15 protein-coding genes are annotated in these 15627 nt (G+C 74.6%); 6 read left to right on the top strand and 9 right to left on the bottom strand.

Annotation, left to right across the window (positions count from 1 at the left end):
* Window positions 1-49 precede the first annotated feature (49 nt).
* The 4 genes from AB0L34_RS10840 to AB0L34_RS10825 form a co-directional block, all read right to left on the bottom strand.
* Window positions 50-643 carry an ATP/GTP-binding protein gene (locus AB0L34_RS10840; protein ID WP_242796714.1) on the bottom strand — a complete coding sequence of 198 codons (594 nt, stop codon included), beginning with the start codon at window positions 641-643 and terminating at the stop codon, window positions 50-52.
* A 1-nt stretch (window position 644) separates the two neighbouring features.
* Window positions 645-1022 carry a DUF742 domain-containing protein gene (locus tag AB0L34_RS10835; protein WP_030329021.1) on the bottom strand — a complete coding sequence of 126 codons (378 nt, stop codon included), beginning with the start codon at window positions 1020-1022 and terminating at the stop codon, window positions 645-647.
* Window positions 1023-1115: 93 nt separating this feature from the next.
* A complete protein-coding gene (locus AB0L34_RS10830) occupies window positions 1116-1520 on the bottom strand; it encodes a roadblock/LC7 domain-containing protein (protein WP_007455462.1) in 405 nt (134 codons plus the stop codon).
* Window positions 1517-5122 carry a nitrate- and nitrite sensing domain-containing protein gene (locus AB0L34_RS10825; protein WP_363703825.1) on the bottom strand — a complete coding sequence of 1202 codons (3606 nt, stop codon included), beginning with the start codon at window positions 5120-5122 and terminating at the stop codon, window positions 1517-1519. Before AB0L34_RS10825 ends, AB0L34_RS10830 begins: the two co-directional genes overlap by 4 nt.
* 459 nt (window positions 5123-5581) lie before the next feature.
* On the opposite strand from AB0L34_RS10825, the gene AB0L34_RS10820 reads away from it, so the two are divergent.
* Window positions 5582-5920: a hypothetical protein gene (locus AB0L34_RS10820; RefSeq protein WP_350712086.1), complete on the top strand. Its 339-nt coding sequence runs from the start codon at window positions 5582-5584 to the stop codon at window positions 5918-5920.
* 21 nt (window positions 5921-5941) lie between these two features.
* Here the strand turns inward: AB0L34_RS10820 and AB0L34_RS10815 are convergent, their stop codons facing one another.
* From AB0L34_RS10815 to AB0L34_RS10805, 3 genes are all read right to left on the bottom strand, one after another.
* Window positions 5942-7021 carry an adenosine deaminase gene (locus AB0L34_RS10815; RefSeq protein ID WP_363703823.1) on the bottom strand — a complete coding sequence of 360 codons (1080 nt, stop codon included), beginning with the start codon at window positions 7019-7021 and terminating at the stop codon, window positions 5942-5944.
* 110 nt (window positions 7022-7131) lie between these two features.
* Window positions 7132-7545 (bottom strand): PPOX class F420-dependent oxidoreductase, encoded by a 414-nt coding sequence (locus AB0L34_RS10810; protein ID WP_363703821.1) that lies wholly within the window; start codon window positions 7543-7545, stop codon window positions 7132-7134.
* Window positions 7542-7808 carry a hypothetical protein gene (locus AB0L34_RS10805; RefSeq protein WP_363703819.1) on the bottom strand — a complete coding sequence of 89 codons (267 nt, stop codon included), beginning with the start codon at window positions 7806-7808 and terminating at the stop codon, window positions 7542-7544. The genes AB0L34_RS10810 and AB0L34_RS10805 overlap by 4 nt, the downstream gene beginning before the upstream one ends.
* Window positions 7809-7865: 57 nt before the next feature.
* On the opposite strand from AB0L34_RS10805, the gene AB0L34_RS10800 reads away from it, so the two are divergent.
* The 5 genes from AB0L34_RS10800 (at window position 7866) to AB0L34_RS10780 (ending at window position 13361) form a co-directional block, all read left to right on the top strand.
* Window positions 7866-8339 (top strand): MarR family transcriptional regulator, encoded by a 474-nt coding sequence (locus AB0L34_RS10800; RefSeq protein ID WP_357457330.1) that lies wholly within the window; start codon window positions 7866-7868, stop codon window positions 8337-8339.
* Window positions 8340-8454: 115 nt separating this feature from the next.
* Window positions 8455-10638: an MMPL family transporter gene (locus AB0L34_RS10795; RefSeq protein WP_363703817.1), complete on the top strand. Its 2184-nt coding sequence runs from the start codon at window positions 8455-8457 to the stop codon at window positions 10636-10638.
* Entirely contained in the window at window positions 10635-11852 is a 1218-nt protein-coding gene (locus AB0L34_RS10790; RefSeq protein ID WP_363703815.1) for a sensor domain-containing protein, read from the top strand. The genes AB0L34_RS10795 and AB0L34_RS10790 overlap by 4 nt, the downstream gene beginning before the upstream one ends.
* Window positions 11840-12484, top strand: a complete 645-nt coding sequence (locus AB0L34_RS10785) for a response regulator transcription factor (protein WP_350712079.1) — start codon at window positions 11840-11842, stop codon at window positions 12482-12484. The genes AB0L34_RS10790 and AB0L34_RS10785 overlap by 13 nt, the downstream gene beginning before the upstream one ends.
* 1 nt (window position 12485) lies before the next feature.
* Window positions 12486-13361 (top strand): putative RNA methyltransferase, encoded by an 876-nt coding sequence (locus AB0L34_RS10780; RefSeq protein ID WP_363703813.1) that lies wholly within the window; start codon window positions 12486-12488, stop codon window positions 13359-13361.
* 42 nt (window positions 13362-13403) lie between these two features.
* Here AB0L34_RS10780 and AB0L34_RS10775 read toward each other — a convergent pair whose 3' ends face one another.
* Both AB0L34_RS10775 and AB0L34_RS10770 read right to left on the bottom strand, forming a co-directional pair.
* Window positions 13404-14084 (bottom strand): DUF4272 domain-containing protein, encoded by a 681-nt coding sequence (locus AB0L34_RS10775; RefSeq protein ID WP_357457322.1) that lies wholly within the window; start codon window positions 14082-14084, stop codon window positions 13404-13406.
* Window positions 14085-14194: 110 nt separating this feature from the next.
* Entirely contained in the window at window positions 14195-15475 is a 1281-nt protein-coding gene (locus AB0L34_RS10770; protein WP_363703811.1) for a thymidine phosphorylase, read from the bottom strand.
* Window positions 15476-15627: the final 152 nt, after the last annotated feature.

Genomic DNA, 15627 nt, shown 5'->3' with positions numbered 1-15627 from the left:
CGAGCGCCCGGTGACGGCCGAAGCCGCCGCCGGGCGCTCGTCGAGGCGATCAGGCCGGGGCGACGGCGCGCGAGCGCCGCATGGTGAGCACGTACTCGACCAGCGAGATCAGCACGTGCTTCGTCGACTCCCGGTTCCGGGCGTCACAGGCCACCACCGGCACCTCGCTCGAGATCGCGAGCGCGTCCCGGACGTCCTGCGGGTCGTGGTACTGCATCCCGTCGAAGCAGTTGATGGCCACCAGGTAGGGCAACCGCCGGTGCTCGAAGAAGTCGATCGCCGCGAAGCAGTCGGCCAGCCGGCGGGTGTCCACCAGCACGACCGCGCCGATCGCGCCGCGCACCAGCTCGTCCCACATGAACCAGAACCGGGTCTGACCCGGCGTACCGAACAGGTACAGGATCAGATCGCGGTCGATCGAGATACGACCGAAGTCCATCGCCACCGTGGTCGTCGTCTTGCCCGGCACCTGCCGGGTGTCGTCGACGCCCACGCCGGCGGAGGTCATGATCGCCTCGGTCGTCAGCGGCGTGATCTCCGAGACCGAGCCGACCAGCGTCGTCTTGCCGACGCCGAATCCACCGGCGATAACGATCTTCGCCGACGTCACGCGCCCGCTCGGGGCCGGCGGCCGGTGCGACATGTCAGAGCCTGCGAAGTCCACTCAGCACCCTCTCCAGCAGTTCAGTGCCCACCGCGTCGTCCGAGTCGTCCAGAATGGTCGGCTCGTGGACCGCGACCAGGCCGTCCGTCGCCATGTCGGCGATGAGCACCCGGGCCACACCGAGCGGGAGCTGCATCCGCGCCGCGATCTCGGCGAGCGACTGCACACGTCCGTCACACAGCGCGGCGATGTACTGGTGCTCGCGACCCTGGCCGCCGTTGCCATTGGCAGCGGCCCGGCCGCGCACCGTCGTCTCGACGAGCGCCTCCAACGCGATGTCGAGACGGGGGCGGGTACGACCGCGGGTCACGGCGTATGGACGGACCAACGCTCCGGTCGGTTCGTCACGATCGGCCATGTCGCCGCTCACCTCCTTCGCACCCGGCACCGGCTCCGGATGGAGCCCGTCGTTGTCGTTGTCGCCCCGCCGACCTCACCGGTCAGCAGGTCGTCAGCCCAGCATGCCCGCGGCCGCACGCGGCTGCGGGGTCAACGCGTCGCCCACCCGGTCGACCAGCAGGGCCATCTCGTAGCCGACCTGCCCGACGTCGCTGCTGCGGGCGGCGAGCACCGCGAACGACGAGCCGTCCGAGATGGACATCAGGAACAGGAAGCCGTTGTCCATCTCGACCACCGTCTGCAGCACCGCGCCTCCCTCGAAGCAGCGGGCCGCGCCCTGGGTGAGGCTGACCAGGCCGGACGCGATCGCGGCCAACTGGTCGGCCCGGTCACGCGGGAGGTCCCGAGACGACGCGAGGAGCAGGCCGTCCGCGGAGACGGCGACCGCGTGCGCGACGCCGGGCACCCGGTCCGCGAAGTTGGCCAGCAGCCAACCGAGATCCTGCGTAGTTGTCATCCTTCTTGCTCCTTCTGCCTGCTCCCGGCCACCGGGCCTGAGCCAGACTGCGAGGATTGCTGCCCTCCCGGAGTCGCCTCCGGGTTGGTCGGGTTGCTGTCCGACGGATGTGTACGCCCCCGCTGCACGCCCCGGTGGTATGCCGAGAGCAGGCCACGGACACCCTCCGGCGTGCGCCGCTGCACGGAGGTGGCGGGCTTCTCCACCGCCCCCGGCACCAACTGTGCCATGGGGGTGCGCTTGGGCAGCCCCGTCGAGGTGGTCGCCGCCACCGGCACCTCGGTCGCCGCCGAAGCCGCCCGCCACCCGTCGTCGGCGGCGGTCTGCCAGCCGCTGCCCTGCTGCTGCGAGGGCCGGCGATAACCGAAGCTGTCGGCGACACCGGGGCGGGCAGCCCCGTTGACCGATCCGTTCTCGCGCGGCGCTCCTCCGGCCGTCGGCTTCTCTGCCATCGGTGCGTTACCTGTCCCGAGTGGTGTCTGCTGCGGGCCCGGACCGCCGGCGTCGACCCGGGCGAACTGCTGGGTCGCGGCGCCGTTGGCCGCCGTCTTCGCGGCGGGCGCTGCCGCCTCCTCCGGGCCCGGCCGACGGGTCCGGAACCAGGCCGACTCGAGCTCCCGGAAGATCGGCAGCTCCATCGTCTCGTCCGCGTACCGCTGCCGGTTCTGGGCCTGCTGCGGGGCGGGCGGCCGGGCCGGCGCGGCAGCCGGCTCCGGCGCCGGGGCGGCCGGGTGCTCCGCGCCGGGGCGCGGCACCCGCGGCAGCTCGGTGGTCATGTCCAGCGCGGCGGCGAGGCGCTCGGGCACCGGTGGGGTCACGGTGTCACGCTCCGCCCCGGCGACCGGCGGCCAGGCCGGCGGTGCCGGCGTGGCTGGGCCCTGCGCGCCGGGGACCGGGCGCTGCGGCAGCGGACCGCTCGGCGGCGCCGAGACCGGCGGGCCGGAGAACGGCGCGGCGGAGACCGGGTGGCCGGAGACCGGCGACGCCGAGACAGGATGGCCGGAGACCGGCGACGCCGAGACCGGCATGCCGGAGACCGGCGGGCTGGACACCGGGGGCGCGGAGTAGGGAATCGGCGGGGTCGACACCGGCGGGCCCGCGTAGGGCGCCGGCGGCGCGGAGGTCGGCGGAGCCGAGTAGGGCCGGGCCTCGGGGCTGCTGGGCAGCTGCCGCGGGACGGCGGACTGCTGGCCGGTCGCGTCGGGGTCGTCGCTGGACCGCCGCTGCGGCAGCGGGTCGATCGGCTGGCCGTTGGAGGTGCGCGGCCGGAATGCCTCGCCGTTGGTGGTGCCGCTGGCGCCGGTCAGGTCGGACCAGGCCGGCATGGACCGCGTCCCACCCGTCGAGGCCGACGTGCCGGCCCCGTTACGCGGCGCCGGGTCGAACGGCCGACCGCCCAGGGTGACCTGGTTGCCGGACTCGCCGGGGCGCTGGGTCGGCGGCGGGTTGGCCGGGCGGCTGCCGAGCGCCGGCAGCGCGCCGAAGGCCGGGGCCGAGCCGGACGACGGCCCGCCGAAGGCCGGGGCGGGACCGGAGGACGGCCCGCCGAAGGCCGGGCCGGACGACGGGGCGCCGGAGGCGGGCAGGGCGGGCGACGACTGCGGGCGGCCGGAGAGGGCCCGGGGCACGAGCACCGACGTGGGCATGACCACCTCGGCGACGGTGCCCCGGTCGGTGCCGGGACGCAGCTCGACCTTGACGCCGTGGCGGGACGCCAGCCGGGCGACCACGACCAGGCCCATCATCCGCGAGACCGCCACGTCCACCTGCGGTGGCGTGGCGAGACGCTCGTTGAGCTCGTTGAGCTGCTCGGGGCTGATGCCGATGCCCCGGTCCTCGACGTAGAGCGACGCGCGGTCGCCGACCCGGCGGGCCTCGACCATGACGTGCGAGTCCGGCGGCGAGAACGCGGTGGCGTTGTCGAACAGCTCGGCGACCAGGTGCACCATGTCGTTGACGGCGTGCGCGGCGACCTCGATGTCCCGGTCGATCACCCCGAACTCGATCCGGGTGTAGTGCTCGACCTCGGACTGGGCGGCCCGGAGCACGTCGATCAGCGCGGCCGGCTCGCGCTGCACGCGGGTGGAGTCGGCGCCGGCGAGCACCAGCAGGTTCTCGTCGTTGCGGCGCATCCGGGTGGCCAGGTGGTCGAGCTGGAACAGCTCGGCCAGCCGGTCCGGGTCCTCCTCGCCGCGCTCCAGCCGGTCCAGGTGACCGATCAGGCGGTCGACCAGGATCTGCGACCGGCGGGCCAGGTTGACGAACATCGTGGCGACGGACGCGCGCAGCGCGGCCTGCTCGGCGGCGGTGCGGACGGCCTCCAGGTGGACCGCGTTGAACGCCTCCGTCACCTGGCCGAACTCGTCCTTGCTGCGCACCGGCAGCGGCTCGGCGATCTGGTTGGCGAGCTGCACCGGGGAGAGCTGGCCGGTGACCTGGGGGTCGCGCAGCCGGGCCACCGCCTGGGGCAGGCCGTACTGGGCGATCGAGAGGGCGCCCTGCCGCAGGTCGCGCAGCGAGCGGGCCATCGAGCGGGCGACGAGGTAGGCGAAGAGGATGGCCAGCAGCAGCATGCTGAGCAGCAGGCCGGTCTCCAGGAACACCTGGCGCTGCACGTCCGAGCGCAGGTCGTCGGCGACCGCAACGACGTCGCCGTCGATCTTCGACTCGACCGTGCGGATGAGCTTGGCGTTGGCCACCATGGCCGCGTCCCACTCGTCCGCGTCGAACGGCGCGCCGGTCAGGGTGTCGGCGGTGGTGATGCCGTTGAGCCAGCTGTTGTAGGTGTTCGCCTCGCGCAGGTCGGGGCCGGCGACCACCTGCGCGTAGTACTCCTGCTCGGACTGGGAGGCCACCACCCGGAAGCTCTGCAGCCACTGGCTGGAGCCGGTGCTGGCGGCGATGTACTCGTTGCGCAGGTTCGGTGTGAGCCGCTGCTGGATGAACGCGCGGTGCACCACGTCCCGGCGGCGGGACAGGAACTCCTTGTTCCGGGCGGTGGCGGTCGCGGCGCGCATCTGGTCGCTCAGGTCGTTGTCGCCGGCGAGCTGGGTGGCCGAGTCGCGGACGCTCAGCAGGTTGTCGATCAGGCCGTCGTACGCCTGCATCGCGGGGACGAGCCCGAGCTTGCCGTTGAAGACCTGGCTGCGGGTGCCGGAAAGGTCGGTCAGGGTCTGGTCGATCTCGCGCAGCAGGGTCTCGAGGTTGGCCGGGAGGTCCTCGACCTTGCCCCGCTGCTGGGAGTACGGGCCCCATGCCTTGTCGACCCGGCCGTTGGCCTCCTCGTACGCCTGCTTGAAGCGGGCCGCGTCCTGCCCCTTCGGCACGCCCAGCAGGCGCAGCGCGTTGGTCCGTTCGTCCTGGAGCGTGTCGACCAGGTCACCCGAGTAGCCGACAAGATTGGCCAGGTCACCGGCGCGGTTGGCATTGTTGAGGGTCTCCAGGTGGTCCACCAGACCGCTGGTGCCCACGACGACCGTGGCGATGGTCGGCACGATCATGATGAGACCGAGCTTGGACCAGATCGGCATGTCGCGGAGCCGGCCGGCCGGCCGGCGCAGCCGCGACAGGAAGGAGCCCGCCGTCTTTGGCCGTTTGCTCACGTCACCGCCCTCGCGATTATGCGTCCGCGTCGCCCTCGGGCAACGCCCAGCGGCCGACCCGGCGGGTCGGACCATCCGAGATTCCATCACGCTACCCCTCAAAGAGAAAGCCCAGGTTGGCCGTCACTCGAGGTGTGATGAGATGTTGATGCAATTTGATCGCAGTCCGTCTGGCCGGAGTCACTGAAGGTAATGGATCACCCCCACCGCGTTGTCCTGCTCGCCGGCCCTTCCGGCTCGGGAAAGTCGTACATAGCGCAGCGAACTGGCCTCCCGGTGCTCTGCCTGGACGACTTCTACAAGGACGGCGACGACCCTACATTGCCGCGACGCGACGGCCTGGTCGACTGGGAGTCACCCCGGTCCTGGGACGCCGAAGCGGCCGTGGAAACGATTGCCCGACTGGCCAGGGAGGGCAAGGCCGATGTGCCGGTTTATGCGATCGGTGAGGACCGCCGCGTGTCCACCCGGCCATTCGACATAGCTGGTTCGCCACTTTTCGTTGCCGAAGGGATTTTCGCTGCCGACATCGTCGAGGAGTGCCGCCGGCGGGGGCTGCTCGCCGGGGCGTACGCCCTGCGCCGGCCGCGCGGCGCGACCTTCGTGCGCCGGCTGGCCCGCGACCTCGCCGAGCAGCGCAAGGCGCCCCGGGTGCTGGTGCGCCGGGGGCTGACGCTGCTGCGCAGCGAGCCGGCCGTGCTGCGCCGGCAGACCGGCCTCGGCGCGGAGGCCGCCCGGGCGGGCGAGGTGTTGCGCCGGGTGGCCGGCCTGCTCGCCGGCCACCCGCACCGCCCGTGACGCCGGCCGCGCGGCCCGCGCTCAGCCCAGCAGCTTGGCGTACGCCGGCTTGATCACCTCGTCGATGATCTTCAGCCGCTCGTCGAACGGGATGAAGGCGCTCTTCATCGCGTTGATGGTGAACCACTGGAGTTCCTTCCAGCCGTAGCCGAAGGCGTCCGCCAGCAGGGCCATCTCCCGCGACATCGAGGTGCCGCTCATCAGCCGGTTGTCGGTGTTCACCGTCACCCGGAAGCGCAGGTCCCGCAGCAGCCCGATCGGGTGGTCGGCGATCGAGGCGGCGGCGCCGGTCTGCACGTTCGACGACGGGCACAGCTCCAGCGGGATGCGCTTGTCCCGCACGTACGCGGCCAGCCGGCCGAGCACCGGCTCCGGGCCGGGGGTGATGTCGTCGACGATCCGCACCCCGTGACCGAGCCGGTCCGCCCCGCACCACTGGATCGCCTGCCAGATCGACGGCAGGCCGAACGCCTCGCCGGCGTGGATGGTGAAGTGGAAGTTCTCCCGCTGGAGGTACTCGAAGGCGTCCAGGTGCCGGGTGGGCGGGAAGCCGGCCTCGGCGCCGGCGATGTCGAAGCCGACCACCCCGACGTCCCGGTGCCGGACGGCCAACTCGGCGATCTCCTGCGACCGGGCGGCGTGCCGCATGGCGGTGAGCAGGGTGCCGACCCGGATGGGGGTGCCCGCCTCGGCGGCCAGCGCGCTGCCCTCGGCGAAGCCGGCCAGCACCGCCTCCACCACCTCGTCCAGGGTCAGGTCCCGTTCCAGGTGCTGCTCGGGGGCGAACCGCACCTCGGCGTAGACCACCCCGTCGGCGGCCAGGTCCTGCGCGCACTCCCGGGCCACCCGGCGCAGCGCCGGCGCGGTCTGCATGACGGCGACGGTGTGCGCGAACGTCTCCAGGTAGCGCTCCAGGGAGCCGGAGTTGGCCGCCTCGACGAACCACCGGCCGAGCGCCTCGGGGTCGGTGGTGGGCAGCTCGTGGCCTGCCTCGGCGGCCAGCTCGACGATTGTCGCCGGCCGCAGGCCGCCGTCGAGGTGATCGTGCAGCAGCGCCTTCGGGACCTTGACGATGTCCTCGTACCGGATTGTCGCGACCATGCCCAGACCCTAGTCGGCCCCGCCGTCCCGGCCCACACGACCGGCAGGGGCCGGGGTCACGCCCCGGGAGGCCGCCGGTGCCACGGCCGGACCGGGCGACGCCGCGCCGGTCAGGGGCGCCAGCCGTAGAGCCGGTCGACGGGGAGCCGGAGCACCAGCCGGCCGTCGGCGACCATCGCCGCCCGGTAGTCGGCCCAGTCGGGGTGCTCGCCGCGGATCCGCCGGTAGACCTCGACCAGTTCCTCGACGGTGGCGTCGTCGGGCGCCGCCGCCGGCGGGGTGAGCGCGGCCGTCCCCTCCGCCACGGCGTACGCCCCGCCGTCGGCCGTGGTGACGTGGAAGCTGACCCGGGGGTCGCGGCGCAGGTTGCGCACCTTGGCCCGGCCGGCGGTGGTGGAGCACCGGATCAGGCCGGGCTCGGCCAGGTAGTCGACGTTGGAGAGCTGCGGTCGGCCGTCCCGGCGCAGGGTGACCAGCACGCCCCGGCCGCGTTCGCCGAACAACTCCCACAGGCGGGCGGTCACGCCGACACCCGCAGCGGGGCGCGGGCGGCGTCGCCGGTCTCGCTCCACTCCCGGGTGCGCCGGTGCAGGTGGCGCCCCTCGGACGGGTGGTGCGGCTCGTCGTGGCAGGGGTGACCGAGTTCGACGAGGCGTACCTCGCCGAAGGCGCCGTGCCGGACGGCGACCTCGGTGAACCCGTCGCCGGGCCGGCGGCCCACCCGGCCGGGTCGGGTGCTGGCGACGATGACGTTCGGACGGGGCATGGCGGGCAATCTGGTTGACATGTCACGCACCCTAGGAGCCGGTTGATGACATGTCAACCAGATGGCTACGATGACGGCATGGAGCAACCACGCTGGCTCGACGACCGGGAGCAGCGCGCCTGGCGGGGCTACCGGCGGATGCGCCGCCTGCTCGACCTGGAGCTGGCCCGCGAGCTCGCGCGGGACGCGGGCCTGTCCGAGCCGGACTACGACGTCCTGTCCGACCTCTCGGAGACCCCCGACCAGCGGCTGCGGCTCAGCGAGCTGGCCGACCGGATGCTCTGGTCCCGCAGCCGGCTCTCCCACCACCTCACCCGGATGCAGCAGCGCGGCCTGGTCACCCGCGAGGAGTGCGCGACGGACGGCCGGGGCGCGGTCGTCGCGCTCACCCCCGAGGGCCGGCGCGCGATCGAGGCCGCCGCCCCGGGCCACGTGGCGGCCGTCCGCCGGCACCTCATCGACCTGCTGACCCCCGACGAGGTCGCCGCGCTGGACGCGCTGACCCACCGCGTGGTCGACCACCTGACCGGGATGGACCGGGCCCGACGGTGAACCGATGGTGGTGCAGGCACCACCATCCGACCGGCGTGCGCGCACCATCGAAGTGACCCGTCCGGCTGCCTAGCGTCACTGGCGTCACCAGAAGCCGACGCGGGGAGAGTTGCACGTGTTCACGACATTGGCCACGGCGGTGGTCCGGCGTCCGGGGCGGGTGATCGCCGGCTGGCTGCTCGCCATCGCCGCGCTGACCGCCGCCACCTACGCCGTCTACGGGCCGGAGGGACCTCGGCCCGCCGACAGCCAGGCCGAGTTCCTGCCCGACCGGTACGAGTCCGCGCGGGCCGCCGCGATCGGATCCCGGATCTTCCCCGAACCACCGGGCAGCAGCGCGGTGCTGGTCGTCCGACGGGCCGACGGGGCGGCACTGACCGCCGACGACAGCGCCCGGATCGACCGGCTGCCGCAGCAACTGCGGGTCGTCGGCGTCACCGGGGTGACCGCCGGCGCGACCGCCCCGGACGGGCGGCTCCGCCTGGCCGAGGCGCGCCTGCCCGACGCCGCGCACGCGGAGACGACCGTCCAGACGGTCAAGCGGCTGCGGGCGGCCACCGACGACGCGCTGGCGGGAACCGGCCTGGTCGGTGGCTGGACCGGGCAGGCCGCCGGCGCGGCCGACAGCTTCCTGCTCGACATGATCGTCCACGGCGCCATGATGCTGGTGATCCTGGTCCTGCTGCTGGTCGTCTTCCGCAGCCCGGCGATCGCGCTGCTCAACCTGTTCCTCGTGCTGCTGGTCGCGCAGGCCGCCGCCGGGCTGCTCGCCCTGGGCGGGAAGGTCTTCGGATACGCCCTGGACGCCTCCACCACGGGCCTGCTTCCGGTCGTGCTGCTCGGCATCGGCACCGACTACGCCGTCTTCCTGCTCTTCCGCTACCGGGAACGTCTCCGGGCCGGCGACGACCGCCGTACCGCGATGGTCCACGCGGCCAGCCGGATCGGCGGGGTGGTCACGGTGTCCGCGCTGGTCGTGGCGGTGGCGTTCGGCGCGCTGGTGCTCTCCCGGCTCGCCTCCTTCCAGGTGCTCGGCCCGGCGCTGGCCGTCGCCGTCCTGCTCATGGTGGCCGCCGCGCTGACCCTGTTCCCCGCGGTCTACTCACTGCTCGGCCGCCGGGGCTGGTGGCCGGCGAAGCTGGTCGCGCCGGGTGCCGGGTCGACGCCGGGCCACGGCGGCGACGAGGCGACCGGGCGGTCGGCCCGGACCGCCCGCCTGGTCGCCCGCCGGCCGGCCCGGGTCGCGCTGGCCACGGTCGCCGCCCTCCTGCTGCTCGGTCTCGGCGCGCTGCAGCTCCGGCCCAGCTACGAACTCGACACGTTGCCACCCGGCTCCGAGTCGGCCCGGGCGCTGGAGTGGCTCCACTCGGGCCTGCCCGCCGGGACGCTCTCCCCGACGGTCGTGTACCTCACCGGCACCGGGGTGGACGCGGCCACCACCGAACGGTTCGCCGCACGCCTCGCCGAGGTGCCGATCGTGGCGGCCCCGGGCGGGGTCGAGATCGAGGGGGACGTGGCCCTGGTGCGGCTGCTGCTCACCGAGCCCCCGTACTCGCAGCGGGCGATGGATGCGGTGGAGAACCAGCTACGCCCGGCCGCGCACGCCGCCGCACCGCCCGGCACCCGGGCGTACGTCGGTGGGGAGACCGCCACCTTCGCCGACATCCGGACCGTGCTCGACGAGGACCTCCGGCTGATCCTCCCGGTGGCCGCCGGGCTGATCGGGCTGCTCCTGCTGCTGATGCTGCGCGGCCTGCTCGCCTCGCTGGGCCTGCTCGCGGCGGTCGCGCTCGGGTTCGCCGCCACCCTCGGCACCAGCGTGCTGGTGTTCCAGGTCCTCGGCGGCCAGTCGGGGCTCAACTTCCAACTGCCGCTGGTCGTGTTCCTCTTCGTCACCGCGATCGGGACCGACTACAACATCCTGATGATCGCCCGGTTCCGGGAGGAACTGCGCGCGGGACGGCCGCCCCGTCAGGCCGCCGCGGAGGCGGTACGCCGGGCCGGCCCGGCGGTCGCCGCCGCCGGGGTCATCCTGGCCGGCAGCTTCGGGGTGCTCGTGGCGTCGCCGATGCTGGCCCAGATCGGGCTCGCCGTCGCGGTCGGCGTGCTGATCTCGACGTTCGGGCTCTCCTGGCTCCTGGTGCCGGCGCTGGCCGCGCTCACCGGTCGGGCCGCCTTCTGGCCGGCCCGTACCCGCCCCCGACCCGGCCCCGCTCCCCTGCCGGGCGTCGCGCCGGAGGCCGGACCGGTCCCCGCGCCGACGGGGGACGCCGCGCCGGCTGGGACAATGGCCCGATGAGTGGGGTGCGGCGGGCATGGCGGGAGCTGCACCAGTTGGCCGTCGCGGCGGGGCTGGCCGGGGCGGGCATCGGGTTCGCGCTGGCCACGCTCCTCACCGCCGGGCTCAGCCTGCTCGGCGTCGGCCTCCCCCTGCTCGACCGCACCCTCGCCGGCACCCGGACGCTGCTGGACCGGCAGCGCCGCCGGGTGCCGGGCCCACCGGTCCGGTCCCCGTACCGGCCGGTGACCGGCGGGCTGGCGGCCCGGTTGCGGACGGCGGCCGGGGATCCGGCCACCTATCGGGACCTGGCGTTCCTGTTCGCCCACTTCTGCCTCGCCCCGGTCGCCGTGGTGCTGGCCGTGGGGCTCTGGCTCGGCGTCGTGCAGGGCCTCGCCCTGCCGCTGATCCACACGGTGGCGCCCGGCGCGGTCGACAACTTCCTCGGCCTGCCGATCGACTCGCTGCGCAACGCCGCGCTGGCCGTGGTGCTCGCGCTGCTGGTGGGGGTCGGGGCGTACTGGCTGCCCCGGGGGCTGCTCCACCTGGAGCACCGGCTGACCCGGGCGCTGCTCGCGCCGACCGCCCGGGCGGCCCTCGCCGAGCGGGTGGAGGAGCTGGCCGACACCCGCGCCCAGACCGTCGACGCCCAGGCGGCCGAGCTGCGCCGGATCGAGCGCGACCTGCACGACGGCGCGCAGGCGCGGCTGGTCGCGATGGCGATGAACCTCGGCCTCGCCGAGGAACTGCTGGCCCGGGACCCGGAGGCGGCCCGTGGGCTGGTCACCGAGGCCCGCTCCGCCGCCGGCACCGCCCTGTCCGAGCTGCGCGACGTCGTCCGCGGCATCCACCCGCCGGTGCTGGCGGACCGGGGGCTCGCCGGGGGCGTCGCCGCCCTCGCCCTCGGCGCGGCCCTCCCGGTCGACCTGGACGTCGACCTGCCCGAGCGGCTGGCGCCGCCGCTGGAGTCGGCGCTCTACTTCACCGTCGCCGAGCTGATCACCAACGCCGCCCGGCACAGCGGCGCGGCCCGGGTGGCGGTGCGGCTGCACCGGGTCGACGGCACGGTCCGGCTGACCGTCTCCGACGACGGTCGGGGCGGTGCCGACCCGGCGCGGGGCACGGGCCTGGCCGGCATCCGGCGGCGGCTCGCGGTCTTCGACGGCCGGGTGCGGATCAGCTCCCCGGACGGTGGGCCTACCGTGGTGGACGTGGAGCTGCCGTGCGCATCGTGATCGCCGAGGACCTGGTGCTGCTGCGCGACGGGCTGATCCGGCTCTTCACCGCGTACGGCGACGAGGTGGTGGCCGCCGTGGAGACCGGCGACGACCTGCTCGCCGCCCTGCTGGAGCACCGCCCCGACGTCGCCGTGGTGGACGTCCGGCTGCCGCCCGGGCACACCGACGAGGGGCTGCGGGCGGCGCTGGCCGCCCGCGCCCGGGTGCCCGGCCTGCCGGTGCTGGTCCTCTCCCAGTACGTCGAGCAGCTCTACGCCCGGGAGCTGCTCTCCGACGGCGCGGGCGCGGTGGGCTACCTGCTCAAGGACCGGGTGGCCGACGTCGCGCAGTTCGTCGCCGCGGTGCACCGGGTGGCCGGGGGCGGCATGGCGATGGACCCCGAGGTGGTCTCGCAGCTGCTCGCCCGGCCGGCCCACGCCGCGCCGCTGGGCCGGCTCACCCCCCGCGAGCACGAGGTGCTGGCGCTGATGGCCGAGGGACGCTCCAACGGCGCGATCGCGCAGCGCCTGGTGGTCACCGAGAAGGCGGTCAGCAAACACATCAACTCGATCTTCACCAAGCTCGACCTGCGCGACTGCGACGACGACCACCGGCGGGTACGCGCGGTGCTGACGTACCTGGACGCCTGACGTGGACACCCGTGTCGTCGACCGGCTCCGCTGCCCGGTCTGCGCCGAGCCGCTGGCGGAGGCCGCCGCCGGCACCGCCACCGCGCTGCGCTGCCCCCGCCGGCACAGCTTCGACGTCGCCCGGCAGGGCTACGTCAACCTGCTCGCCGGCCGCGCCCCGCACGCCGGGGACACCGCCGAGATGGTGGCCGCCCGCGCCGACTTCCTGGCCGCCGGCCACTACGACCTGATCTCGACCGCGCTCGCCACCGCCGCGACGGAGGCCGCGGACCGGGTCCGCGCGGCGCGGCCCGAGGCGTACCCCCTGGTGGTGGACGCCGGCGCGGGGACCGGCCGGCACCTCGCGGCGGTGCTGGCGGCGCTGCCGGACGCGGTGGGTCTGGCCCTGGACGTGTCGAAGCCGGCACTGCGCCGGGCGGCGCGGGCGCATCCCCGCGCGGCGGCGGCGCTGGCCGACACCTGGCAGCGGCTGCCGCTGGCCGACGCCGGCACCGCCGTGCTGCTGAACGTCTTCGCCCCGCGCAACGGCGCGGAGTTCCACCGGGTCCTCGACCCGGCCGGGTCCCTGCTGGTGGTGACGCCGGCCGAGGAGCACCTCGCCGAGCTGGTCGGCGCGCTCGGCCTGCTCCGGGTGGACCCGGCCAAGGCGGACCGGGTCGCCGAGAGCCTGGGCGGGCGCTTCGCGCAGGTGGCGTCGACCGGGCACCGGCGGGAGCTGGCGCTGACCGGGCCGGAGGTCGCGACGCTGGTCGGGATGGGCCCGAGCGCGTGGCACACCGACCCGACCGGGCTCGCCGCCCGGGTCGCCGCGCTGCCCGAGCCGGTCCGGGTGACCGTCGCGGTGGACCTCACCGTCTGGCGGCCGGCCCCGCGCTGACCCGGCAGGTCGGGGTGGCGAGGCCCCCGGCCGACCGGCGGGTCAGGTGGAGAGGTCGACCTCTTCCCAGCCCGGGGGCTCGTCGTGGTAGGGCCCCCGCAGGATCACCGCCCACTCCAGCGCCCAGCGGCGCTGGCCGATGGCGTTGGCGTCGACCAGGCCGGGCGGCGTGCGGCCCGCCCGCTCCGTCTCCAGGTACGCCCAGTCCAGGCAGTAGTGCAGGTCGAGCAGCGCGGCCGCGTCGGCGGGGTGCTGCGGGGCCGCGAGGATCCGGGCACGCCACTGGCCGAAGGTCTCCCCGCCGGGGATGTGCGGCATCCGCTCCACCAGCCGCTCGTCCACCGGCAGGGTCGGGTCGAGCTGCTTGGTCAGGCCGAGCACCCAGGCCAGCGCGAAGAGCGCGTCGTGGTGCAGCACGAACGACCGGTGGTCGCCCTTGCCGCCGGTCACGAACTGGAACTCCGGCGGCGTGACCATCTCGACCAGGTGCGAGGTGAGCAGCCAGCTCATCGCGGCCTGCGGCGGCATCCCGAAGCAGCGCGCGAGGATCAGGTGCAGCACGGCGATCCGGGCCTCGATCTCCGCGGTGGGTCGCAGTTCGATCTGGTCGCCGGGCTCCCACACGAGCGGGAACTGGGGTGGCGGCAGCGGGAGACGCAGCCGGGACAACTCGTCCAGGCTCGCCTCACGCACCTCCCGCGGATCGGGGGCAGGTACGGTCACGGCGGAAATGTCCTGTCTGCTCGCGACGACTCGGCGCCGGTTGTCCCCCTGGCCAGGGAGGATAGCGCTCCGAGCCGGCCGGCACCATGCCGCCCCGGCGACCGCCCCGCTCAGCCGATGCGCTCGATGACCAACGGCGTCGCGGCGGGCGCGGTCGGCGAGATCCGCACCGCCCGCGCGGCGTCCTCCCGCGCCGCCGGAATCCGGGCGGCGTGCTCCGCGCGCAGCTCGTAGAGGGGGTCGCCGGCCCGCACCGGGTCGCCGGGCCGCTTGTGCAGCACCACCCCCGCCGGCACGCTGACCGGGTCCTCCTTGCGCGCCCGTCCGGCGCCGAGCCGCCAGGCGGCCACCCCCATGGCGTACGCGTCGACCGAGGCGACGAAGCCGTCCGCGTCCGCGCGGACCACCTCGACCTCGTTCGCGGTGGGCATCGGGGCGTCCGGGTCGCCGCCCTGGGCGCGGATCATCGCGCGCCAGGAGTCCATCGCCCGGCCGTCGCGCAGCGCGGCCTCCGGGTCGGCGTCCGGCAGCCCGGCCGCGTCGAGCATCTCGCGGGCCAGCGCCAGGGTCAGCTCGACCACGTCGGCGGGGCCGCCCCCGGCCAGCACCTCGACCGACTCGGTCACCTCGACGGCGTTGCCGATGGCCAGGCCGAGCGGGGTCGACATGTCGGTGAGCAGGGCGACGGTCCGCACGCCGTGCGCGCCGCCCAGCTCCACCATCGTCCGGGCCAGCTCGCGGGCCTGCTCGACGGACTTCATGAACGCGCCGGAGCCGACCTTCACGTCGAGCACCAGCGCCCCGGTGCCCTCGGCGATCTTCTTGCTCATGATCGAGCTGGCGATCAGCGGGATGGCCTCGACGGTGCCGGTCACGTCGCGCAGCGCGTACAGCTTGCGGTCGGCCGGGGCGAGCCCCGCGCCGGCCGCGCAGATCACCGCCCCCACGTCCCGGAGCTGGGCGATGAACTCCTCGTTGCGCAGCGCCGCCCGCCAGCCGGGGATGGACTCCAGCTTGTCGAGCGTGCCGCCGGTGTGGCCGAGGCCACGGCCGCTGAGCTGCGGCACGGCCGCGCCGCACGCCGCCACCAACGGGGTCAGCGGGAGGGTGATCTTGTCGCCGACGCCGCCGGTGGAGTGCTTGTCGACGGTCGGCCGGTCGACGGCGGAGAGGTCGAGCCGCTCCCCGCTGGCGATCATCGCGGCGGTCCACCGGGCGATCTCCGGCGCGGTCATGCCACGCAGCAGGATCGCCATGGCCAACGCCGACATCTGCTCGTCGGCGACCAGCCCCCGGGTGTACGCGTCCACCACCCAGTCGATCTGCGCGTCGGAGAGCACACCCCCGTCCCGCTTGACCCGGATGACGTCAACCGCCGCAAAACCACTCATCAGAAGATCTTCCCTAGTCGTGTGCAGATACCGATCCGCGGACCGCGACCACCGACGGCTGGGGCCTGCCGTGCCCGGCGGAGGGATCAAGCCTGACCGCCCGGAGCCGGGCGAGGCGGGGACCCGGGGGGAATAGAGAAAGAACCCCCACG

This window comes from Micromonospora sp. NPDC052213, assembly GCF_040679695.1.
Lineage (GTDB): Bacteria > Actinomycetota > Actinomycetes > Mycobacteriales > Micromonosporaceae > Micromonospora.
This window is presented reverse-complemented; position numbering and strand designations above follow the sequence as displayed.